This window comes from Pseudomonas wadenswilerensis, assembly GCF_900497695.1.
GTDB classification, from domain to species: Bacteria; Pseudomonadota; Gammaproteobacteria; order Pseudomonadales; family Pseudomonadaceae; genus Aquipseudomonas; species Aquipseudomonas wadenswilerensis.
This window is the reverse complement of the sequence record NZ_UIDD01000006.1, coordinates 223,652-248,233: the sequence shown is the minus strand read 5'-3', so window position 1 is coordinate 248,233 and position 24,582 is coordinate 223,652. Positions and strand designations below refer to the sequence as shown.

The 24,582-nt window shown below is 58.7% G+C and carries 22 protein-coding genes and 3 pseudogenes; 15 read left to right on the top strand and 10 right to left on the bottom strand.

All coding sequences use genetic code 11. The annotated features are described in order from the left end of the window. The first annotated feature begins 105 nt into the window (after positions 1-105). Complete coding sequence (locus CCOS864_RS28720; protein WP_415842527.1) at positions 106-891, top strand: methyl-accepting chemotaxis protein; 786 nt, start codon at positions 106-108, stop codon at positions 889-891. Between the two features lie 54 nt (positions 892-945). Here CCOS864_RS28720 and CCOS864_RS09975 read toward each other — a convergent pair whose 3' ends face one another. The 3 genes from CCOS864_RS09975 to CCOS864_RS09965 all read right to left on the bottom strand — a co-directional run bounded on the left by CCOS864_RS09975 (position 946) and on the right by CCOS864_RS09965 (position 3,609). Beyond that, entirely contained in the window at positions 946-2,010 is a 1,065-nt protein-coding gene (locus tag CCOS864_RS09975; protein ID WP_115086147.1) for a YkvI family membrane protein, read from the bottom strand. A gap of 71 nt (positions 2,011-2,081) precedes the next feature. Further along, complete coding sequence (locus tag CCOS864_RS09970; RefSeq protein ID WP_010227046.1) at positions 2,082-2,459, bottom strand: RidA family protein; 378 nt, start codon at positions 2,457-2,459, stop codon at positions 2,082-2,084. Positions 2,460-2,478: 19 nt separating this feature from the next. Continuing rightward, positions 2,479-3,609: an NAD(P)/FAD-dependent oxidoreductase gene (locus CCOS864_RS09965; protein ID WP_115086146.1), complete on the bottom strand. Its 1,131-nt coding sequence runs from the start codon at positions 3,607-3,609 to the stop codon at positions 2,479-2,481. A 121-nt stretch (positions 3,610-3,730) separates the two neighbouring features. Between CCOS864_RS09965 and CCOS864_RS09960 the strand changes: the two genes are divergently transcribed. Then, positions 3,731-4,354 (top strand): helix-turn-helix domain-containing protein, encoded by a 624-nt coding sequence (locus CCOS864_RS09960; protein ID WP_010227048.1) that lies wholly within the window; start codon positions 3,731-3,733, stop codon positions 4,352-4,354. Positions 4,355-4,586: 232 nt separating this feature from the next. Continuing rightward, complete coding sequence (locus CCOS864_RS09955; protein ID WP_115086145.1) at positions 4,587-5,372, top strand: sulfite exporter TauE/SafE family protein; 786 nt, start codon at positions 4,587-4,589, stop codon at positions 5,370-5,372. A gap of 130 nt (positions 5,373-5,502) precedes the next feature. Here the strand turns inward: CCOS864_RS09955 and CCOS864_RS09950 are convergent, their stop codons facing one another. After that, entirely contained in the window at positions 5,503-6,543 is a 1,041-nt protein-coding gene (locus CCOS864_RS09950) for a DUF1176 domain-containing protein (protein WP_167458872.1), read from the bottom strand. A 145-nt stretch (positions 6,544-6,688) separates the two neighbouring features. Here CCOS864_RS09950 and CCOS864_RS09945 point away from each other — a divergent pair, with 145 nt between their 5' ends. The 3 genes from CCOS864_RS09945 to arsH are packed head-to-tail and all read left to right on the top strand — an operon-like array spanning position 6,689 to position 8,219. Continuing rightward, positions 6,689-7,033 carry a metalloregulator ArsR/SmtB family transcription factor gene (locus tag CCOS864_RS09945; protein WP_115086143.1) on the top strand — a complete coding sequence of 115 codons (345 nt, stop codon included), beginning with the start codon at positions 6,689-6,691 and terminating at the stop codon, positions 7,031-7,033. An 11-nt stretch (positions 7,034-7,044) separates the two neighbouring features. After that, on the top strand, positions 7,045-7,515 hold the full coding sequence (locus CCOS864_RS09940; RefSeq protein WP_115086142.1) for an arsenate reductase ArsC: 471 nt from the start codon (positions 7,045-7,047) through the stop codon (positions 7,513-7,515). A gap of 11 nt (positions 7,516-7,526) precedes the next feature. Then, the gene (gene arsH, locus CCOS864_RS09935; protein WP_100782374.1) at positions 7,527-8,219 is read left to right on the top strand and encodes an arsenical resistance protein ArsH; all 693 of its coding nucleotides are present in this window, start codon (positions 7,527-7,529) and stop codon (positions 8,217-8,219) included. 96 nt (positions 8,220-8,315) lie between these two features. Here arsH and CCOS864_RS09930 read toward each other — a convergent pair whose 3' ends face one another. From CCOS864_RS09930 to CCOS864_RS09915, 5 genes and pseudogenes are all read right to left on the bottom strand, one after another. Next, positions 8,316-10,073 carry a putative bifunctional diguanylate cyclase/phosphodiesterase gene (locus CCOS864_RS09930; RefSeq protein WP_115086141.1) on the bottom strand — a complete coding sequence of 586 codons (1,758 nt, stop codon included), beginning with the start codon at positions 10,071-10,073 and terminating at the stop codon, positions 8,316-8,318. Positions 10,074-10,082: 9 nt separating this feature from the next. After that, positions 10,083-11,030: pseudogene (locus tag CCOS864_RS28715) on the bottom strand (methyl-accepting chemotaxis protein); the annotation flags it as partial. Between the two features lie 360 nt (positions 11,031-11,390). Then, positions 11,391-11,648: pseudogene (locus tag CCOS864_RS28710) on the bottom strand (PAS domain S-box protein); the annotation flags it as partial. 111 nt (positions 11,649-11,759) lie between these two features. After that, entirely contained in the window at positions 11,760-12,716 is a 957-nt protein-coding gene (locus CCOS864_RS09920) for a LysR family transcriptional regulator (RefSeq protein WP_115086139.1), read from the bottom strand. 431 nt (positions 12,717-13,147) lie between these two features. After that, entirely contained in the window at positions 13,148-13,810 is a 663-nt protein-coding gene (locus CCOS864_RS09915) for a hypothetical protein (protein WP_148708524.1), read from the bottom strand. A gap of 283 nt (positions 13,811-14,093) precedes the next feature. Here CCOS864_RS09915 and CCOS864_RS09910 point away from each other — a divergent pair, with 283 nt between their 5' ends. Next, positions 14,094-14,540: an acetyltransferase gene (locus CCOS864_RS09910; RefSeq protein WP_115086137.1), complete on the top strand. Its 447-nt coding sequence runs from the start codon at positions 14,094-14,096 to the stop codon at positions 14,538-14,540. A 43-nt stretch (positions 14,541-14,583) separates the two neighbouring features. Here the strand turns inward: CCOS864_RS09910 and CCOS864_RS09905 are convergent, their stop codons facing one another. Beyond that, complete coding sequence (locus CCOS864_RS09905; RefSeq protein WP_115086136.1) at positions 14,584-15,045, bottom strand: hypothetical protein; 462 nt, start codon at positions 15,043-15,045, stop codon at positions 14,584-14,586. 341 nt (positions 15,046-15,386) lie between these two features. Here CCOS864_RS09905 and dusA point away from each other — a divergent pair, with 341 nt between their 5' ends. The 8 genes and pseudogenes from dusA to CCOS864_RS09865 all read left to right on the top strand — a co-directional run bounded on the left by dusA (position 15,387) and on the right by CCOS864_RS09865 (position 24,488). Next, the gene (gene dusA / locus CCOS864_RS09900) at positions 15,387-16,397 is read left to right on the top strand and encodes a tRNA dihydrouridine(20/20a) synthase DusA (RefSeq protein WP_115086135.1); all 1,011 of its coding nucleotides are present in this window, start codon (positions 15,387-15,389) and stop codon (positions 16,395-16,397) included. 125 nt (positions 16,398-16,522) lie between these two features. Next, a complete protein-coding gene (gene tal, locus CCOS864_RS09895) occupies positions 16,523-17,449 on the top strand; it encodes a transaldolase (protein WP_115086134.1) in 927 nt (308 codons plus the stop codon). Positions 17,450-17,645: 196 nt separating this feature from the next. Continuing rightward, a pseudogene (locus CCOS864_RS09890) lies at positions 17,646-18,584 on the top strand (alkaline phosphatase family protein); the annotation flags it as partial. An 80-nt stretch (positions 18,585-18,664) separates the two neighbouring features. Further along, positions 18,665-20,128, top strand: a complete 1,464-nt coding sequence (locus CCOS864_RS09885) for a tyrosine-type recombinase/integrase (protein WP_115086133.1) — start codon at positions 18,665-18,667, stop codon at positions 20,126-20,128. After that, positions 20,125-20,832, top strand: a complete 708-nt coding sequence (locus CCOS864_RS09880) for a hypothetical protein (RefSeq protein WP_115086132.1) — start codon at positions 20,125-20,127, stop codon at positions 20,830-20,832. The genes CCOS864_RS09885 and CCOS864_RS09880 overlap by 4 nt, the downstream gene beginning before the upstream one ends. A gap of 70 nt (positions 20,833-20,902) precedes the next feature. Then, positions 20,903-22,081: a hypothetical protein gene (locus CCOS864_RS09875; RefSeq protein WP_115086131.1), complete on the top strand. Its 1,179-nt coding sequence runs from the start codon at positions 20,903-20,905 to the stop codon at positions 22,079-22,081. Further along, positions 22,078-24,084, top strand: a complete 2,007-nt coding sequence (locus CCOS864_RS09870) for a hypothetical protein (RefSeq protein ID WP_115086130.1) — start codon at positions 22,078-22,080, stop codon at positions 24,082-24,084. Before CCOS864_RS09875 ends, CCOS864_RS09870 begins: the two co-directional genes overlap by 4 nt. Further along, on the top strand, positions 24,081-24,488 hold the full coding sequence (locus tag CCOS864_RS09865; protein ID WP_115086129.1) for a hypothetical protein: 408 nt from the start codon (positions 24,081-24,083) through the stop codon (positions 24,486-24,488). The genes CCOS864_RS09870 and CCOS864_RS09865 overlap by 4 nt, the downstream gene beginning before the upstream one ends. The last annotated feature ends 94 nt before the right edge of the window (positions 24,489-24,582 follow it).

Below are 24,582 nucleotides of genomic sequence, written 5' to 3'. Positions count from 1 at the left end.
GGTGAATTGGCCGGTGCCTTCAACCAGTTCGTCGAGCGGATTCATGCCTCGATTGCCGAAGTGTCCTCGGCCACTCGCCAGGTTCACGACCTGTCCGAGCGTGTGATGAGCGCCTCCAACGCCTCGATCACAGGTTCCGAAGAACAAAGCATGCGCACCAACAGCGTGGCCGCAGCGATCAACGAGCTGGGCGCCGCCACCCAGGAAATCGCCCGCAACGCCGCCGACGCCTCGCAACACGCCAGCGGCGCCAGCGAGCAGGCCAACGACGGTCGTCAGGTGGTGCAGGAAACCATCTCGGCAATGACTTCGCTGTCGCAGAAGATCAGCGAATCCTGCGAGCAGATCGAAACCCTCAACGCCAGCACCGATGACATCGGCCAGATCCTCGACGTGATCAAGGGCATCTCCCAGCAGACCAACCTGCTGGCGCTCAACGCTGCCATCGAAGCGGCCCGTGCCGGTGAAGCCGGGCGTGGTTTCGCCGTGGTTGCCGACGAGGTCCGCAACCTGGCCCACCGCACCCAGGAGTCGGCCGAAGAAATCCACAAGATGATCACCACCCTGCAGGTCGGTTCCCGCGAGGCGGTGCACAACATGAACGCCAGCCAGGTCTCCAGCGAAGAAAGCGTGCTGGTCGCCAACCAGGCCGGCGAGCGCCTGAGCAGCGTGACCCAGCGCATCGGCGAGATCGACGGCATGAACCAGTCGGTGGCTGCCGCGACCGAAGAGCAGACCGCCGTGGTCGAAAGCCTGAACCTGGACATCACCCAGATCAACGTGCTGAACCAGCAAGGCGTGGCCAACCTCAATGACACCCTGCGTCATTGCGATGCCCTGGCCCAGCAGGCCGGGCGCCTGAAGCAACTGGTCGACAGCTTCAAGATCTGACACGCGCAAACAACAAAGGGGCCATTTGCGGCCCCTTTGCTTTACCCCTCCCCGCTACACCGCCAGCACCCGCTTGGCCCGCCCCAGGCGCAACCAGCCGATCAATACCGCCAGCATCAGCACGAAGCCCAGGTAACCGAAGAACGGATAGACCTGGCCGACCAGGCTGATAAAGCCGATCAGGCTGCAGACAAACGCCGCCACTCCCGCCGCCACCGAGCCCAGACGAAAACTGCGGGTGCCCGCCGGCAACAGCCGCGCCAGGAACGAATACAACGTGCCCACTGCGGTGTTGACGATCATGCCGAAGATGATCACGCACATGATCACGCCCAGTGCCGGGGAAATTTCGCTGGCAATCGACAGCATCGGCATCGGCAGATCGGCGACGGTATCCAGGCGTGACAGCAGCCCTGCGCTCATCACCAACATCAGCCCGCCCAAGGCCGCACCGCCAAGAATCCCGCCCCAGATCGCGGTCTTCTCCAGGCGTGCCGAGCCGCCGAGAATCGCCAGGATCGGCGCACCGGCGACGATGTTGTACGACACGTACAGGAACGCACCGAGCAACCAGTGGCTGGTGCCCGCCTCCTGCTGGCTGGCCACCTGGTCCAGGGCGGCAAAGCTCAGCTCGCGGGTGAACACCGCGTACAAGGCAATGGCCGTGGCGATGAGGATCAGAAACGGCGTCACCGCACCGATCAGCAGGATCACCTTTTGCACATCCAGGCACACCACCGCCACCACCAGCACGGTGACCAGCATGCTACCGGCCAGCGCCGGAATGGCGAACTGCTGTTCCAGCAAGGCCCCACCGCCAGCAAGCATCACCACGGTGACCGCGAACATGAAGAAGGTGATCAACAGGTCGACTAACAAGCCCAAGTGGCGCCCGCAGATGGCATACACCACATCCTTGTGCGAGGCCGCCTGCAAGCGATTGCCCAGCCCGGCCAGGGCCATGCCGAGGAAAGTGAACAACGCTGCGCTGACCAGCGCCCCGAGCAGGCCCCAGAGGCCGAAGTCGACAAAGAACAGCAACAGCTCCCGCCCCGAGGCGAAACCCGCGCCAACGATCACGCCGATAAAGGCGCCTGCAATTTTCAGCTGCTCTTTCATTTTCAACCCTCTGGTATCGATGGCCCTGCCCGGGCCTTGTTGTTGTTTTTACCCAGTGTTGCTGTGGTGCCTCAGTCGTTGCCGATCCAGGCCTGTACTTCGATCTCGACATCCACGCCCAGGGCCAGGCCGGCACTGACGGTGGAGCGCACCGGGTAGCCGTTGGCGAAGAAGCTTTTGTACACCTCGTTGAAACCGGCGAAATGGGCCATGTCGGACAGCCACACAGTGGCCTTGATCACCTGATCGAAACCGACGCCGCATTCGGCCAGGGTTTCGCCGATGCGTTCCAGAGCGGCCCGGGTCTGAACCTGAATGTCGCCACGCACCACTTCGCCGTCGGCGCGCATGGGGATCTGCCCGGAAAGGAACAGAAAGCCGCCGACCTTCACCGCCTTGGAGAACGGATACGGCAGGTGGCTGGGGATACGCTGGATAGTTGAGCTCATGGGAAATCTCCTTCGGGGGTTAACGAAAGCGCGCCGGGGACAAGCGTTGCGGCTCGACCCCTTCGGCGCTCAAGGTTGCTGCAAGCGGCTGCTCAAGCAGCAGCGCGCACGCCAGTTGCGAAGCGCCAGCGGCGGACTGGATACCGTAACCGCCTTGCGCCGCCAGCCAGAAAAACGCCGGATTCTGCGGGTCGCGGCCGATCACCAGGTCGCCATCGGCAACGAACGAACGCAGCCCGGCCCAGGTATGGCTGGGCCGGCGAATCGCCAGGGTGGTGATGGCTTCGATGTTGTAGATGCCGATGGCCACGTCGAGCTCTTCGGGCATCACGTCCTGGGGCTCGACCGGGTCGGCGTTGGCCGGCGAGCCGAGCAACTGCCCGGCATCGGGTTTGAAATAAAAGCTTTCATCGACGCCGATCACCGCTGGCCATCGGCTGAAGGCCTGGTCCTGCGGGCCTTCGAAGGTAAACGCCGAGCGTCGGCACGGCTGCAGGCCGATGGGCTGGATACCACAGACCGCAGCGATGCGATCGGCCCAGGCGCCCGCGGCATTGACCACCTGGCGGGCCTGAATGCCGCTGCCGTCGGCCAGGCTCAGGTGCCAGTGGCCCTCGTGGTAGCGGCCCTCCACCACCTCGGCGTTGCACCGCAACTGGCCGCCGGCCTGGCGGTAACCGCGCAGAAAACCCTGGTGCAGCGCATGCACATCCAGGTCCATGGCACCGGGCTCCAGCACTGCTCCGGCCAATACCTCGCCACGCAGGCTCGGCACCAGCGCCAGCGCCCCATCGCGGTCGAGCAAGGTGACCTCGGTGCCGTTGGCCAGGCTTTGGGCATAGGTGCTGTCGAGCAGCGCCTGTTGCTCCAGCGTCGCCACATACAGGCAGCCGCGCGGCTCGAGCAGCGCATGCTCGCAGAAGCCTGGCGGCGGCGACTCATAGAAGGCCCGGCTGGCGCGAGTCAGCGCCTGGATCTGCGGTGTGCCGTAAGCCTCCATGAACATCGCGGCCGAGCGTCCTGTGGAGTGGTAACCGGCTTGGGTTTCGCGCTCGAGCATCAGCACCCGTTGTCCGTCAGCCAGGCGATAGCCCAATGAAGCGCCGGCAATACCGGCGCCGATGATCACGATGTCGAAGGTCTCTGTCATAGCCGTGCAATCGCCTGCGCAGTGAAATTATCATTTGTGAGAATTCTAATATATGAGAATTTCGGATTATGCAAGCCGCCACGGTAAGATGCGGGTCCGTTTTGTCTGACCGAGATGCTTGATGAGTGCCGACCGCTCCCCTGCCGACGACCGCCCTGGTGCGCTGCCACTGATTGACCGCGCCGAAGTCGGAGCGCGCCTGCGTAGCGTGCGCAAGGCCCAGCAACTGACGCTCAAGCAGTTGTCAGCACTGTCCGGGGTACCGGTGTCGACCCTGTCGAAAATGGAACTGGCCCAGGTCTCGGTGAGCTACGAGAAACTGGCGGCGGCGGCGCGGGCGCTGAAGGTTGATATTGCCCAGTTGTTTCGCGCTTCAGGCGTGAGCGATATGCCGGTGCCGACCACGGTGGTGGTCAACTCCCTGCCCACGGCGCCCGGCTACAGCACTGGGACCTACGACTACCACCCGATCGCCGGGGAATTTCCCGAGCGGCTGATGACGCCAATGTATGCGCGGATCATCGCCCGCGAGCGGCAACAGTTCGATGAATTCATCCGCCACCCGGGGCAGGAATTTGCCCTGGTGCTCAGCGGGCGGGTGCGCATTGTGTTCGAGACGGGTGAAGCCGTGAGCATTGGCCCGCAGGAGACGGCGTACTTCAACAGTAATGTCGGGCATATTTATCTGTCGGAGACGGAAGATGGTGGGGATGCGCATGTGATGGTGGTGATGACGGATCGGTGATGCGCTGCCTGTGATATCGCATCGCGGCTCAAGCCCGCTCCCACAAGAGCAGCGTAGCGCCCTGGTGGGGCAAGCATTTTTGCTGGAGCTGTCCCCTGGCAAACGGATAATCTTCCCCCTCCCGACACCTCACACAGTTATAACCTAATAACGAACTAGTCTATTTAGCTATAAAAAAACCTTTATGCTGGCTGCCATCCGATCACGGGCACGTTGGGCGTTTAGGTTACTTATGGATGTAGGTTCTTTCGGTTTTACCCTTGCAGGCCTGGTAGTAGGATTCATCGTCGGCATGACCGGCGTCGGCGGCGGCTCCCTGATGACCCCGATCCTGCTGTGGTTCGGCATCAACCCCGCCACCGCCGTAGGCACCGACCTGCTCTACGCCGCCATCACCAAAGCCAGCGGCGTCTGGGTCCACGGCAAGAACAAGAATATCGACTGGAAAATCACCGGCTGGCTGACCCTCGGCAGCGTCCCGGCCGCAGCCCTGACCCTGTGGTTCCTCGCCAGCCTGGACGCCGACACCCAGGCCGCCAACGCCATCATCAAACAAGGCCTGGCCGTCGTTCTGGTCCTCACTGCCCTGGCCATCCTGTTCAAAAGCAAACTCCAGGCATTCGCCAGCAAACATGCCGGCGACCGCTATCACCTGAGCGGCACCAGCCTCAACCTGCTGACCGTAGCCACCGGTGTGGTGCTCGGCGTCATGGTCTCGCTGACCTCCATCGGTGCTGGTGCCCTGGGGACCGTGGCGCTGTTCCTGCTCTACCCCTACCTGGTTACCCGCCGCCTGGTCGGCACCGAAATCGCCCACGCCGTGCCACTGACCCTGGTCGCAGGCCTGGGCCATGCGAGCATGGGCAACATGGACTGGTCGCTGCTCGGCTACCTGCTGCTGGGCTCGCTGCCGGGCATCTACATGGGCAGCCACCTGACCGGACGGATTTCCGACAGCATCCTGCGCCCTTGCCTGGCGGGCATGCTGCTGATGATCGGCTACAAGCTGGCGTTCTGAGTGTGTCGCTTGATCTACGAGTGCTACGCACTTGATCGCTGGCAAGGCCAGCGCCCACAGGGGTAGCAGGCGACATCACCCCTGTGGGAGCCGGCCTTGCCGGCGATGGGCTACGCCGTAGCCCCAAGGTTCAATCCTGCGTGCGCCACAGCACCGGCCACTTGTCCGGCCAGCTGCCGCTGCAACTGCCCATCCGCGCCAGCGAGCGCAGTTGCATGCGCTCACCATCGAAGCGCCAGCTCTGGTCGACACCGCAATCGCCTATGCCTCGGGCCAGGATGAAACTGCTGAGCACGCCGGTGTCCGGGTCATAACCCACCGAACCACCGAAATCGCCCCACTGCTCCTGCCCGGCAATATTCTCGAACTGCAACGCCTTCGCCTGCTCGGGGTGAGCCCGCGAAGTGGTGTACAGCACATATTCGCAGTTGTAGGCGCCGCAGCCGAAACGAAAGCTGACCAGCGCAGTATCCCGGCTCAAGGCATAAGCCTGGGCGCTGTCCGGTGTCCAGTCCGCGTCAGGATCGCGCCAGTCGCCTGCGGTGGCCGCCATGACCACCTCGGTAATACGCCTGGCCTCTGCTTCGCCCATCGGTTCGGGGCGTACAAATGGCGCCAGCTTCGGCAGCGCCGGCGCCGGCGGCACGGCGCTGTCCGACGCCACACCTGGGCGGACGAAGGCACTGCGATGCCCCACCCGCCCCTGCACCGAATCGATCAGCAACAACGAAGCACTCAGACCGTTGAGAGAACTGCCGAGCTGGCCATCATTGCTCTGCGAGGTCAGCTGCGAACCATTGCGCAAGGCCTTGAGCAGGGTCATGGCCTGCTCGCCACTGGCGTGCCAGTAAACCACGCCGTTGGCCTGTGCCTCGTTCAACGGTAGCGCCAGCGGCTTGCCATCGAGCTGTAACGGCCCCTCCAGCGAGCTCCTGCTGTAAATCGTCACCTGCAGTTGGCCATCGCTGCCAGCCCCTCGCACCACCTGGATTCCAAGCGGCATGTCGGCCCTGGTATCGGCCGCCAGCGCCGTGCACTCGCGGGTGTTGTCACAGCCCACCACCCAGTCCTTGAGGGGCTGGTACAGCGGTACCGGTTCTGCGGGCGCGGCCTGGGTAGCGCCAGGCAAGGCCAGCAGGGAGAGAAAGGCGGCATGCAGCGGTGCGGTCATGATGAATTCCGTTTCAGGTGAGCGGCGCATTCTACCGCTGGGCATCCTGATCGGGGAGCTGCTGGCCGGTTAGCACATCGGGCTTGCCATATATATGCGGATATCCGTATATTCGATTTTCCACATATTACCTCGGGTCGATTCGATGCTTACCCCTACCGCCCTGTTCAAATGCCTGGCCGATGAAACCCGCGCCCGCGCCACGCTGCTGATCGTTCGCGAAGGCGAGCTGTGCGTGTGCGAGCTGATGTGCGCGCTCGACGACAGCCAGCCGAAAATCTCCCGGCATTTGGCCCAACTGCGCACCTGCGGCCTGTTGCTCGACCGCCGTCAGGGCCAGTGGGTGTATTACCGGCTCAACCCGCAACTGCCGACCTGGGTGAGGGAAGTGCTGCAACTGACCCTCGAGGCCAATGGCCAGTGGCTCGACGCCGACAGCACCCGTCTCGACGGCATGGGTGATCGCCCTGCCCGTGCAAGCTGCTGCTAAGGAGTTGTCCCATGCGAGTCCTGTTCATGTGCACTGCCAATAGCTGTCGCAGCATCCTGTCCGAGGCGCTGTTCAATCACCTGGCTCCGGCCGGTTTCGAAGCGGTCAGCGCCGGTAGTTTTCCCAAGGGCCAGGTGCATCCTCGCAGCCTGTCGACCCTGCAACGCGCGGGTATCGACATCCGCGGCCTGACCAGCAAAGGCAACGACGCCTTCGCCAACAACCCGCCGGACATTGTCATCACCGTTTGCGACAACGCCGCTGGCGAAGCCTGTCCGCTGTACTTCGGCCCGGCACTGAAAACCCACTGGGGCCTGGCAGACCCTTCCGAAGTCCATGGCAGCGAAGCCCAGCTCGATGCCGCCTTCGACGCCTCCCTGGCGCACATAGAGCTGCGCTGCAAAACCTTCCTCTCCCTGCCCTTCGAGCGCCTGAGCCGCGACCAGCTCCAGGCTGAAATCGACCGCATCGGCACTTTGTAAACGGAGCCCCAATGAGCGACCACCTACCCAATCTCGATCTCGACCTGATCCCGGCCAACGCCGCACATGACGGACACAAACCACGCATCCTGCTGCTCTATGGCTCAACCCGCGAACGCTCGTTCAGCCGCCTGCTGACCGAGGAAGCCGCGCGCCTGCTCGAACACTTCGGCGCCGAAACGCGGATCTTCAACCCCAGCGGCCTGCCCCTGCCTGACGACGCGCCCGACAACCATCCCAAGGTCGTCGAACTGCGCGAACTCATGCAATGGTCCGAAGGCCAGGTGTGGTGCTCGCCGGAGCGTCACGGCGCCATGTCGGCGGTGTTCAAGGCGCAGATCGACTGGGTGCCATTGGCCATGGGTGCAGTGCGCCCGACCCAGGGCAAGACCCTGGCGGTGATGCAGGTGTGTGGCGGCTCGCAGTCGTTCAATGTGGTCAACCAGCTGCGTGTACTGGGGCGCTGGATGCGCATGTTCACCATCCCCAACCAGTCCTCGGTACCCAAGGCCTGGCTGGAGTTTGACGGTAACGACCGGATGAAACCTTCGGCCTACTACGACCGCGTGGTCGACGTGATGGAAGAGCTGGTCAAGTTCACCCTGCTGCTGCGCGGGCGTAGCGATTACCTGGTGGACCGCTACTCCGAGCGCAAGGAATCGGCAGAGGCGTTGTCACAGCGGGTTGGCCAGCGTTCGATCTGAACGGCGGCCTGCAGGAAGGTGTCGGGAAGTCCTTTTCCAGGTGAGTTCATTGCCGTTGTGCAGGGGATGATCGAGTCAAGACAAGCCTTGCCACAGCTATCTGACCAGCCGACACCCGGCCCGCTCACGCCCCATGACAAACTGCAGCAACCTGTCCATCGGCAACGGTCGGCAGAACCAGAAACCCTGACCGAAACTGCACCCCTGTGCCTTGAGGTAATCCAGCTGCTCGCGGGTCTCCACGCCCTCGGCCACCACCTGGATCCTCAAGCTCTCGGCCAGCATCAGGTAGCCTTTGACGATGGCCTGGTCAATCGGGTTGCCCTGGACCTCGCTGATGAACACCCGGTCGATCTTGAGCTTCTCGAACGGCAAGGCGCGCAAGGTACTGGGCGATGAATAGCCAGTACCAAAATCATCGATCGACACCCGCACGCCCATACCTTGCAACAGCAAAACGTTCTGCCGGGCCTGCTCGATATCCTTGAGCGCGGCCGTTTCGGTCACCTCGATTTCCAGGCGGTTGGCCGGCAGGCCGCTGCGCTCGAGGATGGCCGTAAGCTTGGCGACAAAATCGCACTGCATGAACGAATAGCCACTCATGTTCACCGCCACCGGTACGTCCAGCAGGCCGGCCTCGATCAGCGCACGGTTGTCCGCACACGCCCGTGTAACCACCCAGGCGTTGAGCGCTGACATCAGGCCGTTCTGCTCGGCCAGGGGGATGAACACCTCGGGCGACACCGGGCCATTGGCCCCGTCGTTCCAGCGCAGCAAGGCCTCAAGCCCGGTGATCCGTTGCGGGTCGGCCAGCCCGAACTGCGGCTGGTAATGCAGCTCCAGCTGCTGAGTTTCGATAGCCTGGCGCAAGCGCTCCAGACGCTGCTGTTCGCGGTGCTGGGTGATGCGCATGGCCGGGTTGAAACAAGCGATGCGACTACCGCCGGCCTTCTTCGCCTGATACATGGCAAAGTCGGCATCGATGATCAGTTGATCGGGCGCCGGCGTTTCGCCCTCAGGGCAATTGGCGCAGGTGCTGACCCCGAGGCTCGCGCGCACAGTCAGGGCCATGCCATCGATCCGCAGCGGTGCCTGCAGGCAGTCGAACAGGCGCGTGGCCAGGCTCATGCCGCCCTGCTCGGCAAATGGCTGGCGCACGACCACGACAAACTCGTCACCGCCGACCCTGGCCAGCAGGCCCATGCCGGCCAGGCACTGGCGAAAGCGCTCGGCGACGCCGACCAGCACACGGTCACCGACGTAATGGCCATGGTTGTCGTTGATGTTCTTCAATCCATCGAGGTCGATGAACACCAGCACCAGTTGCTGCACATGGGCTACCGCCAGGGCGATCTCCTGTTGCAGGCGCTCATGCAGGGCGCTGCGGTTCATGCAATGGGTCAGGGTGTCGTGGCTGGCCAGGTGGTTGATGCGCCGATGCATCTGCAACTGCTCACTGATGTCATAGCAGACCCCGATCAGCAACTGCCGGCCGCCTAGCAACAGCTCGCCGACACTGACGTGCAGGTCGAACAACGAACCGTCCTTGCGCTTGCCGAGCAGCTCGCGCACCAGGCCATTGAGCTTGCGCCCGGCGCCGGCGCGGTAGGACGCCAGGCACTGATCATGACGCTCGGCGTAGGCCCTGGGCATCAGCCGGGCAATATTCGCGCCGGCAAGTTCGGCAAAACTGTAGCCGAACAATTTCTGCGCGGCCGCGTTGATTGCCTGCACCCGCCCCCACTCATCAGTGATGACAATAGCGTCGGCGGCGGCTTCGAAAATCGCATAGGGAATGCTGGTCAGCTCGCGCTCGGCGTTGGCCGCGAGCTTGTCGAAATCTTCTCGGGTCATGATCGCGGCCTAGCGGTTGAACCGGTCCACCAGCGCATACATCTCATGCGCCGTGTGCTCAAGCTCACGGCCGATGGTCGCGGAGCTGGCGGCGATATCGACGTTCTGCTCCGAGACCTGGGCGATGGTGGTGATCTGCCGGCTGATGTCTTCGGCGACATGGGCCTGCTGCTCGGAGGCGGCGGCCATCTGCTCGGTCATCTGGTGGATATGCTCGACCGCCACGCCGATGCCTTCCAGAGCGTTCTGGGTGGCGATCACCTGATCGACACCGGCATGGGCCTCGTCACTGCCCTGGCGGGCGATATCCACCGCCTGGTTGGCAGCGCTGTGCAGCGACTGGATGATGGTCTGGATGGTTTCGGTCGACTCCTGGGTCTTGAACGCCAGCGCCCGTACCTCATCGGCGACCACGGCAAACCCACGGCCCTGCTCGCCGGCCCGCGCCGCTTCGATGGCGGCGTTGAGGGCCAGCAGGTTGGTCTGGTCGGCGATCTGGCGAATCATGTTCGAGGCGATCTGGATCGACTGGGTTTCGTCGGCGAAGTTCTCCACCGACTGGCTGATCTGGTTCACCGTGTCCTGCAGTTTCTCGATTACCAGACGGGTCTTGCCTGCCTCTTCGGAGCCTACGCGAGTCAGCTGGTTGACGTCGTCGGCTTCGCGGGCAGTGTCGTGGATGTGGGTCGACACCTCGGAGATCGATGCGGCCATCTGGGTCATGGCAGTGGCTGCCATGTCGGTTTCATCGCGCTGGCGTTGCAGCGACGACTCGGAGGCCTGGGCCAGCTTGCCGCTTTCGCCGGCCATGCTTTCAGTCTTCTGCGCATAGTCGCCTGAGCGGCTCAAGGCCGTGCGCACCTTGGCCTGTTCGCTGATCAGCGCCATCATCAACTGCGCTACGGCGCCCTGCTCGTCGGTGTAGGTGCGGGCAATCAGCTCGCTGTCGAAACTGTCGCCGGTGGCGCGCCTGGCCAGGGCGAACTTGTGCTGCAGATTCCAGTGGGCGGCCACCTGCATGCCGACAAAGCCACAGGCCAGCACGCCAAGGGCAGCCCAGGTGTCCAGGTAGATCACCGCGGCAAGGCCCGGCACACCCAGCGCCACGGGCGCCAGTGCCTGTTCCTTCAACACCTGTGCCAGGCCTTTCAGGTTCCAGTTTTTTTTGCCCGTACGCATACGCTCATAGAGCGCGGCGGCGCGCTCGATATCGGCACGCTGCGGCTTGACCCGCACCGACTCGTAGCCCACCACCACGGCCCCTTCGAGGATCGGCGTGACATAGGCGCTAACCCAATAGTGATCGCCATTGCGGCAACGGTTCTTGACGATGCCCATCCAGCTCTTGCCGTCCTTGAGGTACGACCACATGTGGGCAAACACCGCCTCCGGCATGTCCGGGTGACGGACGATATTGTGCGGGCTGCCCAGCAGTTCGTCACGGCTGAAGCCACTGATGGCCACCAGCTCATCATTGCAGTAGGTCAGGTTGCCGTGCAGGTCGGTGGCAGAAATCAGCCGCTGTTCGTTCTGGAAGATGACTTCCTGCTGGGTGACCGGCAGATTGCTTCTCATGCGCTGGGTATCCGTTATTGCGGGATCAATCGGTACCCGCATTGTAGGTGTGGCAATTAGCCATACCTCATGAATAGAGCGGCTTCAGCTATAGCGATATGGAATAGCGGGTTAATTTTGCGCATTGGGCCGATTGGCCAGGGTCAGGCATTCGCGGAACAGCCGGCTGGCCGGGTCGAGGTTGCGATTGGCCGAGTAGAAGCAACCGATACGGCCGAAGCTCAATGGCTTGCCGAGGTCGAACGCCTTGAGCTTGCCGCCATGAGCCAACTGCTGGGTGGTTTGCAGGGGGAAAAAGCCGACGGTCTGTTGGTCCTGCATCAGTTCGTAGTTGGTCAGGGCCGCAATCGATTCGATGACATTGGCCGGTGGACCCAGGTCCAGCTCCTCGAACAGACGGTCGACGGTGCGCCGCAGCAGGCCGCTGCGCGGCGGCAGAATCCACGGGAACGGATGCAGCTCGGCCAGGCTCACAGGTCGACCGCTGGCGTGCAGCGGGTGTTCGGCGCCGGCGACGATGCACAACCCCTCCTCGCACAGCACATCGACCTTCAGCCGCGGCTCGTACTCATGCCAGCGCCAGTCGTCCGGGATGCGCCCGACGACAATATCCAGCTCACCGGCCAGCAGGCTTGAGAACAGCTGGTCCATGTGCCCGACCCGCACCGTCACCAGCACCCCCGGCGCACTCTCCTTGAGCAAGCGCAGGGTATGCGGCAACAGCAAGGCCGATGACGAGGTCAGCGAGCCGACCATGACCTGGCCGGTGGTGCCGCTGTGGTAGGCGTTAACCTCATCGGTGAGGCTGCGCAGTTCGGTGAGCATGGCATGGGCCCGGCGCACCACCACCCCGCCCAACTCGGTGGCGCGCACCCCGCGGTTGCCGCGCACCAGCAAGGCGGCGCCGAGGAAGGCTTCCATTTCGTGAATGATCTTGGTCACCGCCGGCTGGGTCAGGTTCAACGCCTGGGCCGCGCCCACCAGCGAGCCGCTGCGCAGCACCTGGTCGAAGACCACCAATTGATAGAGTTTGAGTTTGCGGGCAACAGAGACAACGGTCGACTTCATGGGTAACACCGGATGATGATCGAGTGCACTGCGTAACAGCACTCAACCTAACGGGCGATTCCTTATTGTTTTATAAACTTTCACACCAAAACTTCGCAGCGTGGCGGAGAGAGTTATTCATTCCTTTAAATTCAATATAGAGGGCGCAGGCGAGCGAAAAACTGATGTAGATCATCAATTTAGGTGAGAAAAACAGGTAAGGAGAAGGTGTGCGGCGGGGGTTATTTTCCGAGCATAACATACTTTCAGACATCAGCAAGGCAGCGACGGATTTGTTATTCCAAGCAGCGTATAAGCAGGGCACTGAAAGTAGAAATAAAAATAATGAACTCAACTATAACAACTTGGAATATCTGCAGAACTTAATACTTCTACTTTCCGCCAGGCATGAAAAACCCCGCTTGGGGCGGGGTTTGGTCTGGCGTTGATGGTCAGAAGGATTCGACCGGCTTCTGCGCCGCCGCTTCGGCTTTTTCCATCTCCAGGTTGGGGAAGGAGAAGCGGATGTACAGCGCCGAGTCAGCCCCCTCACCGGTCAGCATCAGCTCGGCGCAGCGGATGTTATCTGCAGAGCCATTTAGCAAGGTTGGGACACTGGTGTATTTCTTCGAGGTATCGGCCCCTTCAAGGAAGGTGTAGGTGAAATCCCCCGCCGCAACGCCCACTTCTTCATAGCGGGTATACCGGGTCAAGTAGTCGTCGCGATTGCGCGCACTGCTCGCCAGCTCGATCAAGTCCAATTGCGTGTTGGCGTCCGACATCGAACTCAACATGAACGTCTTGTTCAGTGCTGTCATGGCGTTGGTGTAGATCTCCTGATCAAAGTCACTGATCAGCGAAACCGTGTTCAGTTTGCCGCCTGCAAACACCAGGGCCAGGGTAAATTTGTGGCCGATAAAGTCCACATCATCCTTGCACATGGCGGGAGCGAGAAGATCTTCCGAGCAGTCGTAATAGCCTTTGGCTTCGGTATAGGCTGACCGTGGCGAGTCAAAGGCAAAATCCTTGAACAGCTTTTCTTCGGCCATTGCCGACGAGCTGGCTCCGAGAGTCATGGCCAACGCCAATCCGAGAGAACCCATTTGTTTCGACATCAGACATTCCCTTGCAGGTGAGCAAAATCTTCGTTAATGGCTCAATGCTATCGCATCCTGAGCACTGATGTCCCAACCTTGCTCCTTGACGCCTCCCAAGCGTCCAGTTTCTTGACACATCGAAAGAGACTCAGTAATTTTTTCGCCCCTCCTTTTCGGCTACCTCTGCCGTGCACTGCCCAGGCGTTAACTCGCGAAGCGGTCATACAGATGCCGACACTTATACGGTCGCTAGCCACTGGCGTGCCTCCATCTCCGATATCAAGTGTACAAGGATGATTTTATGATCATTCGTCAGGCTAATACTGCCGACTACCCGCTACTGCTCGACATTTGGCTGCGCTCCGTGCGCGCTACTCACCACTTCCTGCAAGCGTCCGACATAGACGCGTTGCTCCCGCAACTGCGCGACGTCTACCTACCCGCTGTTGAGTTATGGGTTGCAGTAGATACTGAAGACTGCCCACTGGGTTTTGTTGGGCTCAATCAAACGCACGTAGAAATGCTCTTCATTGATCCAGACCTGCGTGGGCAAGGCATTGGCCGAGCGCTACTGGATTACGCCCGCGGTTCGCGCGATACGATGAGCGTTGACGTAAACGAGCAAAATCCCCAGGCGGTGGGGTTTTATCTGCATTACGGTTTTGTTCAAACCGGCCGCTCCCCTCTGGATGGCGAAGGCCGACCGTTCCCGTTGCTGCACATGAGCTTGCCGGCTGCAACGGCCTGAAACGGTCCTGGGTTCTGTACGAAAACTGCAAGCAGGCGTTGGGTCAGTGCGCCAGTGACGGTTGAGTAGCGACCGAGACGGTGAAGATCACTATGAACAGCACAACGAGTACCCAGAACATCACCACGATTGTCAGCATGACAACCTTCAGGCTTTGATATAGCCAGCGCAACCAATGACCTTCGGGTCTTACTGCTGAGCGGGTTCTGAGTACGCCTTTCAAATAGAAGCCGAGCAGGGCCAATAGTGCGCCATCAATCAATAGCGCGGGCAGCCCGGCTACGGGGAAAATGCTTTCCCACCGATAGAATGGCGAGCGGCTCAGGAATACCACATAACACGTGAGGCTACCGTAGGGGATGGCTCGCCATCCTTTACCGGCCAGCGCCCCGGCCATCAGACACATAACCACCATGAACGGATTGAGGAGAATATCGATCATCCATTCCAGTACGCTGGGGAAGTAGCCCGGGGAATGGATGCTGCGCCAGATGTGTTCGAACAATGTTCAGGCTCCTGCCTTTTATGGACCTTGCGCTGCACGGTATCGGCGTATTGTCGGGTTACATGAGTCCTGTTTAGGGGCTGTACGAAAAGCTATCGGCTCGCTGTTGGTGAAGCCCGTTCATCTGCCGCCATTCGAAAATCTGGCGCGGGCTGCGGGTGCAGAAAAACAGTGCAGCGCTACCGGCGAAGAAGTTCTGCCTCTCGTCGCAGCCTGCTTACGAGCGAACGCTCGGCACTCTTGGTAGACTAATGCCCCCCTGTTTTTGCTTCTCGCCGGCAAGCTGTAACAAACCGCGCAGAGCAAAACACCCCTGAATCGCTGCAAACGCGTCGTAGAACATGCCCCTAGAATCCGCCTCAACCCCAGTAAACCCACGCCCTGAGCCGTCTCGCCGCTTCAGCGTTGCACCTATGATGGATTGGACCGACCGCCACTGCCGGTTCTTCCTGCGCCTGCTCTCCAGCAACGCCCTGCTCTACACCGAAATGGTCACCACCGGTGCCTTGCTGCACGGCGATGCCGAGCGGTTCCTGCGCCATGACGAGGCCGAGCATCCGTTGGCCCTGCAGTTGGGCGGCAGCGTGCCGGCTGACCTGGCCGCGTGCGCCAAGCTGGCCGAGGCCGCAGGCTATGACGAGGTCAACCTCAATGTCGGCTGCCCAAGCGATCGGGTGCAGAACAATATGATCGGCGCCTGCCTGATGGGCCATCCGGCGCTGGTCGGCGATTGCGTGAAGGCGATGCAGGATGCGGTGCAGATCCCGGTAACGGTCAAGCACCGCATCGGTATCAATGGCCGCGACAGCTACGCCGAGCTGTGCGATTTCGTCGGCCAGGTGCGCGACGCCGGTTGCCGCAGTTTTACCGTGCATGCGCGGATCGCGATTCTCGAGGGCCTGTCGCCGAAGGAGAACCGCGAGATTCCACCGCTGCGTTATGACGTCGCCGCGCAGTTGAAGGCCGACTTCCCGGACCTGGAACTGGTGCTCAACGGCGGGATCAAGACCCTGGCCGAATGCCAGGAGCACTTGAAGATTTTCGACGGGGTGATGCTCGGCCGCGAGGCTTATCACAACCCGTACCTGCTGGCCGAGGTCGACCAGCTGTTGTTCGGTAGCACGGCGCCGGTGATCAGCCGCAGTGAGGCGCTGGCCAAATTGCGTCCTTACATTGCCGCGCACCTGGCATCCGGCGGCGCCATGCACCACATCACCCGCCATATTCTCGGCCTTGGCCAGGGCTTCCCGGGGGCGCGCAAGTTCCGCCAGTTGCTGTCGGTGGATATCCACAAGAGCAAGGACCCGCTGGCCCTGCTCGACCAGGCCGGCGAGCTGCTGCAGGGGCGTTAGTTCTGGAACCTGTGGCCCGTTCGGCACTCGAAGGCTTATCCCCTTCGCCCCGCCTGCCAGCCAGCCCTTGAGCGGCTGGCAGCGCTCGGGTAATGTCGATCCATTGCACAGGACAGAGCACGCCCATGACTTCCAAGCTGGAACAACTCAAGCAGTTCACCACTGTGGTTGCCGACACCGGTGATATCGACGCCATCAGCCGCCTGAAACCGGTCGATGCCACCACCAACCCTTCCCTGCTGCTCAAGGCTGCGGCCATGCCCGGTTATGCCGAGCTGCTCAAGCAATCGGTCGAGCACAGCAAGGGCGATGTCGGCGTTGCCTGTGACGCCTTTGCCGTAGCCGTTGGCGCCGGCATTCTCAAGGTGATTCCGGGGCGTATCTCCACCGAGGTCGACGCCCGCCTGTCCTTCGACCAACCGGCGCTGCTGGCCAAGGCCCGGCAGTTGATCGCGCTGTACGACCAGGCCGGTATCGGCCGTGACCGGGTGCTGATCAAGCTGGCCTCGACCTGGGAAGGCATCCGCGCCGCCGAGGTGCTGGAAAAAGAAGGCATCCAGACCAACCTGACCCTGCTGTTCTCCTTCGCCCAGGCCCAGGCCTGCGCCGACGCCGGGGTGTTTTTGATTTCGCCGTTCGTGGGGCGCATCTACGACTGGTACAAGAAGTCCACCGGCAAGGACTACGTCGGCGCCGAAGACCCGGGCGTGCAGTCGGTAACGCGCATTTACGACTACTACAAGACCCATGACTACAAGACCGTGGTCATGGGCGCGAGCTTCCGCAATATCGGCCAGATCGAACAACTGGCCGGCTGTGACCGGCTGACCATCAGCCCCGAGTTGCTGCAGCAGTTGAGCGATGATCAGGGCGAGTTGCCGCGCATCTTGAAGCCAGGCAAAAACGGCGAGGCGCGCCAGGTGCTTAGCGAAAGCCAGTTCCGCTGGGCGTCGAACGAAGATGCCATGGCCACCGAGAAGCTGGCCGAGGGGATTCGCCAGTTTGCCCGGGATCAGGAGAAGCTTGAGGCGTTGTTGGCGGCAAAGGCCTGATACAAATCTGGGTTTGCCAGTGAGGTAGATTGCGCGGAGCATCAATCAGTTCGCGTCGCCTGCAATCGCTGGCAAGCCAGCTCCCACAAGGTCCGATGAATGCAGTACCTGTGGGAGCTGGCTTGCCAGCGATGGGCTGCACAGCAGCCCCAGATCAACCTGACCTCCCAATCTTGTGGTGCCTTCTCCGTTGTCGATAACCGATGCATCTTCTTTGCCCTTGGTACTGGCCGGCCCGTTGCTGCGCCGCCTCGAACCCACGCGAATCGTGTTCTGGCTGGTAGCCTCCGAGCCCCTGCAAGCCGAGCTGCAACTGAGCTGCGCAGGCGTTAGCGCCGATATCAACTGCACGGTTATGCCGATCGGTCGCCACGCTTTTGTCCATCTGCTCGACATCACCCTCGACAACCCGCTGCCGCGCGATGAGCAGATCGACTACGACCTGATCCTCAACACCCAAGGCATCGCCCAGTACGCCCCGCACCTGCTATATCCGGGTGCGCAACGGCCGAACTTCGTGTTGTGTTCGCAGCTGGAGCAATTGCTCCACGGCTCATGCCGTAAACCCCATCACCCGGCAGCAGACGGCCTGCTGTGCGCCGACCGCCTGTTGCTGGAAAACCCCGCGCCATTGCAGCGCCCTGCCCTGCTGATGATGAGCGGCGACCAGGTGTATGCCGACGATGTCGCCGGCCCCATGCTGCGGGCCATTCATGCGCTGATCGAGCGCCTGGGGCTGTTTGGCGAGCACCTGCAAGGGGCGGTGGTGGACAACAGCGCTGCGCTTTACCAGCATCCGGCCAGCTATTACCACCGCGCCGACCTGTTGCCCGCACTGGAGAGCAACGAAACCCTGCGCGAGCGATTTTTCGGCGGCACGCGCAAGCCGATTTTCACCAGCAGCAACGCCGACAACCACCTGGTGACCTTCGCCGAAGTCATGGCCATGTACCTGCTGGTCTGGTCACCGGTGCCCTGGGGCCTGATCGAGCCGCAGATGCCGCCCGGCCTCAGCACCGAGCGCCAGGCGCGCTATCGCCAGGAACAACAGCTGATCAACGGCTTTACCAGCGGCCTTGGCGGGGTTGCCCGGGTGTTGGCACACTTGCCGAGCCTGATGATCTTCGACGATAATCCGAACTAACGAGAATAGACATCTTAATCCGCACTCATTAGCATATGGACAAATAGGAGTTTTGTGAGCGGACGGGAAGAATGCGATATCGGGTCAGGAGCAAAACAGGCCAAGGACGCTATGACTCCAAAGCGCGGCGAATCCTCATTCCTGAGTTCCGCCTGCTCAGCCTAAAATTCCTCGAAAATGATCAAGACGGGAACTCTGAGAGTCTCCCTAGTCATGAATTCAATCCGATAGAACCTAGATACTTTCCAAACTTTCCAGTACTAATTCAAAGCGACGGCGAGCCCTGGACCATCGGGAACCTGTACCTGACCGCGAAGCTCCAGCGTGAGGTAGGCTACGAGTCAAGGACATTCCGGGGGATTGCAGATCATCTGCTCGACTTCCTGCGTTTTGTCGAAGAAGAAGGCCTCGATTATCTCTATTTTCCTACAAATGACCGTCTAAAAGTCACCTACCGCTACCGTCAGCGTTTGATTGATTTTGTATCGAGCGGCCAGCTTTCTGCAAGCACAGCCAGCGCCCGAATCAATGCCGTGGTCAATTTTTATCGAGGGATAGTGCATTGGTATCTCGTCGATGATGCTCATATAGAGAACGTCGCATTTACCGAGATCAAGAAATATGTCAGCGTCACCACAGCATATGGCATCCCGAAAAACCTGAGGATCAATTCGCATAATCTTGCCATTCAAAATCCGAAAAATCAGCGACAGGCCGAATACATCAATGACGGTGGTGATCTGCGCCCTCTTACTCTTGATGAGCAATCAAGTATTTTGAAAGTGCTTCTTGAGTCACCACGCGAATATCAACTGATGTTCTATTTATCCCTATTCACAGGCGCGCGAGTTCAGACGATTGGGACTCTCAGGCTTAAGCATCTAGATGGCGTACTAGACAGCAACGGCTACCTGCGACTTCCCATAGGTGCCGGCACACAAGTTGATACGAAGCGTGGCAAGTGCATGACGCTGCTTGTTCCCGGGTGGCTTGTCCAAGACCTGCGAATTTATGTCAACAGTAAAGAGGCTAAAAAGCGCCGTGCGCGGTCTTTTTACCGTGAGTCCGCCGATAACTATGTGTTTCTGAGCAATAACGGTGTTCCCTACTACACGAGCAAGCAGGAGCTGTTTGATCGCCGCAATGAAAACGTAAATGAGTATGCCAGGCTTGTTACCCGAGCCGAAGGCGTTGCAATTCAGGATGGTGGCTCTCTGCGCAAGCACATCAGAGAGATGCTCGTACCGCGCACTCGAAGGGAAATTCAAGATTTTCAAGATTTTACGTTCCATGACCTGCGTGCAACCTTCGGCATGAACCTACTCGAAAGCCAGTTGCGCCACTTAGGCGAGCAACAAATTACTGCCGCATTGGAGTATGTTCGGCAGCGCATGGGGCATGCAAATATAAAAACGACCATGCAGTACTTACAGTACAAGTCGCGCCTAAAATGGAAGAATAGTGTTCAGCATGAGTTTGAAAGAAAGCTATTCGAGCATGTAAACACATCAGCCAATGTGGACAGACTTGCATGAAAAATGATTTTACTCAGCGACAGATCGTGATTATCGACGCAAAGGACGAAAATTTTTTGATCATCCAACCGCAACTCGCGGTACTGATGATTGATAATCCGAGCAATGTGGGCAAACGATACCTAGATGTAGGGTCGCTGTGCTATAGGCGCCGGGGTAAGTCAGACCCTCATAATGTTGGCTGTCCGGTCGATCTGTCCTCGCTCGACAAAGCAAGAAATCCTTTCGTGCAGACACTAGTCGAGATCTTAAGAGAAAAACGCAGCGCGTCGTCTGCAATTCAAGCGTTTAGGAATATAAACGCTTTTATTAGTTGGATTGACGCTCAAAAGCAGCCCTACGCTTTTGATGACATGCCGGCCCTTAAACAAGCCTATAGCGAATACACCCGATATTTGCTGCATCGCTTGAGTAGCTCGGGCATCCGTGGCCAGCGAATTAAACAAAGCACTGCATGCGGCTATCAAGCTGCCGCGCGAATAGCGGTAATGTGCGCAACTGGCCTCAGTGAAGCCGAAGCCAGAAGCGTCGCCACATATATTCCTCATAAAATCAATAACGCGAACCACGTAAACCTGAATTTCCCGAATACCGATATCCAAGCACGAACATTTGCCGCACTTATTTATTACATTGATGAAGCATATCGCATCCTGATTGGGGGGCGGTTCGCTTCCGCTGCATTTCGTTTCACCCAACGGTGAGTCATGTTATCAGTACTCAAAGCTAATTTTTAGCGAGAAGTGCAAAGCCGCAAACTTTAAACTTTCGTCCATGCTGATTCAGTCGCCGGAATTCCCTGACTGGGGTAAGGTAAAGGCACACTTCGGCCTGGTGGGTGATAGTGCTGCGTTGGAAATCGAAAGAGCCATTTACGACAACACAAGAAAACGTCTTAAAAAAAACGACAAGGACTTGCGATCTGCTCTGAGGCAATGGATCGGTGCTCAGGCTGTGGTAGCGGGCATGCTGGCATTCATCGCCGCTACGGGCTGCAATCTTAGTGTCGCTCAAAATCTTGAAGTCGATACGCTTAAATTCATACCCAGCACACAGGGTAAGCGCTTCTCAGGAACCAAGGCGCGGGCGGGCGGAAAAACCGTTAACCCAGAGTTCGGCGTAAGGTTCACACCCGTATTCAAGAAATATCTTGAGTTGCGCAAGTGGGTTTTGAATGGCAGCGATAGTGCACTGGTGTTTCCGATTTACTCACAGGAATATGGGAAGTCGTCAGTGGGCAGCCAGCAGATTGCTCGCTTGAAGACATACTTCGCTAAAGCGTTACCCAAGACGGCTTGGGTAACTCCAACGCAGTGGCGGAAAAACGTCAGTTATCAATATGTGAAGCTCAGTGGCGGCGACATGGCGTTGACCGCCGAAAAGCTGGGCAATACCGAAGATACGGTTCGCCAATCGTATAGCCGACCAGCACTGGAAGACTTCGCAGCGGAAATGGCCGGCTTCTTTGAGTTGATGCACCAGGCGGCGATTGATCGCACGCGCTCTAAAGAGCGAATTCCAGTGCGTATTATCGAAGAAAGGAGGCTGGAGGCCACCACTGGTACAGGGTTGTGTGAAAAAACGCCTGAAGCGGAGCCTGAGCGTGCACAGGGGTTTACTGCACTGGCCCCTGCACCCGCTTGCCGTGACCCAGAAACCTGCCTGTTTTGCGCGCACTACGCCGTTCACGCCGATGAAGAGGATATTCGTCGCTTGCTCTCGTTACGCTATCTAATTCATGCGACAAAAGCAAAACAGCCGATTGACCATTGGCAAAACAAATTCAGCCCGACGGTCCATCGTATTGACGAAGTGCTATCAGCCATACGAGACGCCGACCCCGGCAGCGCGGAAACTATTAACCGGGTGCGAATTGAGGTCGAATGCGGTGAGCTTGATGATTTCTGGGCTATTCACTTCGATACATTCGTTACGCTTGGAGCGGTATCGTGAGCCTTATTGCCCATCTGCAGCTCAACCAGTGGCAAGAGCATCAGTTGCCCGATAGCTGCGCCAGTCCATCGCACTACCTCTCTGTTGAAGGCGACTTTGTCATTTCGCGCACGACGGATGGATCGGTCGCTTCGTATTATAAACATAACTCGTGGAATATGAAACCGTACGACGCGCAAGGGAGATGCGTCTATAACTTCGTTAGGTGGACCGAGGATTCGACGAATAATCAGCTAGCAACATTAATTATCGAGGAAATGAAGCGAACTCAACTGGCGCGAATGTATTTATATCGCAGACCACGCAAGCCCAACTCCATTAAAATTTCAGCAATTAATAATCTGGCACGCCTAGCGTTCAATAACAACCTGTCACTGAGCGAGCTATTCGAGGACGCAAACTTAAATCAATTGCTGCTGCCAAGCTTTGCCGAGCTAGGCCGAGGCCAGATGCGCGATATACTGAAGCTGTTCAAAGAACTCTTTGATGTGCGACTAAAGCACCGGGAGTTTAACCTTGCGCCGGCAGAATATGTGCTTATCGAGCGTATGCAAGCCCTATACGATGAGTATCCTAAAACACAAAGAGATGAGCCTAAACAAACGAAGCTTATTCCGTCGCGCCTCTACGCTGCGCTTATTTCTGCGCTTGATGCTGAACTCGATGCCTTCAATGACAATGGCAAAGCAATAGTTGAGTTTTGCCGGCGGAGAAAGGACAACCCACATTTCGGCATGTCTATGCATGACAACGCTCGTTACAAAGACACTATTCACTGGGCTAAGGCAGTTTCACAAACGATGTTGGGTTCGATTTTTGAGAGATTTTCAGTTAAGGACTGGCGTGGACTATTTGGATATCTTGGTCAAATTCAACTAGCCGCAAAATACTGGATTCATTTGTTCTCAGGCATGCGAGATAATGAAGCCCTGCATCTGCCTGCCGACACGTTTACAAAAATATGCGCAGCTGGCGTGGATATTACTATTTTGCGCGGTTATACGTCGAAGATCGCCGGTGAAAATCAAACAGAAACATTTTGGATTACGACCCCCATTGTTGAGAAAGGCGTCATCGCGGCCCGATATGTTGGTAAGGTCGCAGCACTGCGACACGAGTTTGATGAATCTGATTTGAGCCAGTACCCGCTCTTTCCGACGCTCGGTCGACCCGGTGACTATCAAGTATTTAGTGGCGCCGCTATTGCGGGGGGCAGCCCAACTTACCGCCTAAATACTATCATGGCCCGATTGCCTGATATGGTTATTCAGGAAGCAGATATTCGTGAGTTGGAGCAGTTTGACGGCTTTCGGAATTGGCGTAATGATCCTGACGTTAAAGTCGGCCAAGCGTGGCCGCTGGCAACTCACCAGTGCCGGCGCTCGCTGGCCGTTTATTCAGCGCGCTCGGGAATGGTTTCCGTGGGCTCGTTAGGGCTGCAATTTAAGCAACTGACTGAGGTTATGGCCTCGTACTATCGCAGGGGGAATGCCTTTGCCGTTAACTTCCTCCAGACCGAAGAGTCGCAGCTTTGGTTGGATGAATTGGAGTACGAGCGCCGCAAAGCCCAGTTTATCGACTACGAAGTAAATGTCATCAACAGCACGAGCCGGCTTTGGGGTGGCGAAGGTAGTCGTATTCAGGCAGCACGCGATAAGGGTCGGCCGCTCATTATCACAACAGATCGGGGAGCCACACAAAAGAAGTTCGAAAAGGGTGAGATGGTTTACAAGCCTGGCCCGAATGGTGGCTGTACGAGTCTAGAACCGTGCGACAAGCTTTCGTTCACCAGTATCTTTGCTTGTCTGGATTGTGAGAAATCTATTCTCGATGATGACCGCAGCCTGAAGAATATCAAGCGTGGACTGAACAACCTGAAGCGTGGACAATCCCTGTTCGTTCCAGAGAACCCGCAGCATAAACAGATTGAATCCGAGATCAGGGCGATATATGAAAAACTGGAAAAGTACGGTCTACTGGGGAAGGTCAGGGAGTTGGCATGAGCGCTCTTGAAAACTATCGTGCGGCACTGTGCCGGCTGATTGAAAATAAACCGCAGATTGTCCCGAAAGGCTCGGCGATCAACAAGGATACGGTGGCTCTTGAAGCCGGCCGCAAGCGCGGCTCAATTAAAAATAGCCGCGTTTCAAACGCGTCACTAATCGCTGAAATCGAAGCTGCCGCCGTCGTTCAGCAGGCACAATCAAAGCCAACGTCTGCCCAAGAAGTCAAAAAGCAAAAAAGCCTTAAGAAAGCTGCTCAAGAGCGTTTGGACAACATTAGAGATGACTACAACATAGCGTTGATGAAAATAGTTTCACTAGCACATGAAAACCATGCTCTACAGCAAGAGATCAAACACCTGAAGAAAGAACTCCAAAGAAGAAATGTTATTAAAATCCGATAGTAATGATGGAAGATTTTCACCAAGAAGCGGAAGATCGACTTCGACGGTTATTTCAAGACGCTAAATACAAAGCTCAGTTAGTGTTGCTCAGTAA

What these genes read in the sequence shown, in the direction of transcription:
- CCOS864_RS28720 (WP_415842527.1), top strand. Translation starts at nt 106, where the DNA reads ATGAGCGCCTCCAACGCCTCGATCACAGGTTCCGAAGAACAAAGCATG.
- CCOS864_RS09975 (WP_115086147.1), bottom strand. Translation starts at nt 2,010, where the DNA reads ATGAAAGAGCAGCTGAAAATTGCAGGCGCCTTTATCGGCGTGATCGTT.
- CCOS864_RS09970 (WP_010227046.1), bottom strand. Translation starts at nt 2,459, where the DNA reads ATGAGCTCAACTATCCAGCGTATCCCCAGCCACCTGCCGTATCCGTTC.
- CCOS864_RS09965 (WP_115086146.1), bottom strand. Translation starts at nt 3,609, where the DNA reads ATGACAGAGACCTTCGACATCGTGATCATCGGCGCCGGTATTGCCGGC.
- CCOS864_RS09960 (WP_010227048.1), top strand. Translation starts at nt 3,731, where the DNA reads ATGAGTGCCGACCGCTCCCCTGCCGACGACCGCCCTGGTGCGCTGCCA.
- CCOS864_RS09955 (WP_115086145.1), top strand. Translation starts at nt 4,587, where the DNA reads ATGGATGTAGGTTCTTTCGGTTTTACCCTTGCAGGCCTGGTAGTAGGA.
- CCOS864_RS09950 (WP_167458872.1), bottom strand. Translation starts at nt 6,543, where the DNA reads ATGACCGCACCGCTGCATGCCGCCTTTCTCTCCCTGCTGGCCTTGCCT.
- CCOS864_RS09945 (WP_115086143.1), top strand. Translation starts at nt 6,689, where the DNA reads ATGCTTACCCCTACCGCCCTGTTCAAATGCCTGGCCGATGAAACCCGC.
- CCOS864_RS09940 (WP_115086142.1), top strand. Translation starts at nt 7,045, where the DNA reads ATGCGAGTCCTGTTCATGTGCACTGCCAATAGCTGTCGCAGCATCCTG.
- arsH (WP_100782374.1), top strand. Translation starts at nt 7,527, where the DNA reads ATGAGCGACCACCTACCCAATCTCGATCTCGACCTGATCCCGGCCAAC.
- CCOS864_RS09930 (WP_115086141.1), bottom strand. Translation starts at nt 10,073, where the DNA reads ATGACCCGAGAAGATTTCGACAAGCTCGCGGCCAACGCCGAGCGCGAG.
- CCOS864_RS09920 (WP_115086139.1), bottom strand. Translation starts at nt 12,716, where the DNA reads ATGAAGTCGACCGTTGTCTCTGTTGCCCGCAAACTCAAACTCTATCAA.
- CCOS864_RS09915 (WP_148708524.1), bottom strand. Translation starts at nt 13,810, where the DNA reads ATGTCGAAACAAATGGGTTCTCTCGGATTGGCGTTGGCCATGACTCTC.
- CCOS864_RS09910 (WP_115086137.1), top strand. Translation starts at nt 14,094, where the DNA reads ATGATCATTCGTCAGGCTAATACTGCCGACTACCCGCTACTGCTCGAC.
- dusA (WP_115086135.1), top strand. Translation starts at nt 15,387, where the DNA reads ATGCCCCTAGAATCCGCCTCAACCCCAGTAAACCCACGCCCTGAGCCG.
- tal (WP_115086134.1), top strand. Translation starts at nt 16,523, where the DNA reads ATGACTTCCAAGCTGGAACAACTCAAGCAGTTCACCACTGTGGTTGCC.
- CCOS864_RS09885 (WP_115086133.1), top strand. Translation starts at nt 18,665, where the DNA reads ATGCGATATCGGGTCAGGAGCAAAACAGGCCAAGGACGCTATGACTCC.
- CCOS864_RS09880 (WP_115086132.1), top strand. Translation starts at nt 20,125, where the DNA reads ATGAAAAATGATTTTACTCAGCGACAGATCGTGATTATCGACGCAAAG.
- CCOS864_RS09875 (WP_115086131.1), top strand. Translation starts at nt 20,903, where the DNA reads ATGCTGATTCAGTCGCCGGAATTCCCTGACTGGGGTAAGGTAAAGGCA.
- CCOS864_RS09865 (WP_115086129.1), top strand. Translation starts at nt 24,081, where the DNA reads ATGAGCGCTCTTGAAAACTATCGTGCGGCACTGTGCCGGCTGATTGAA.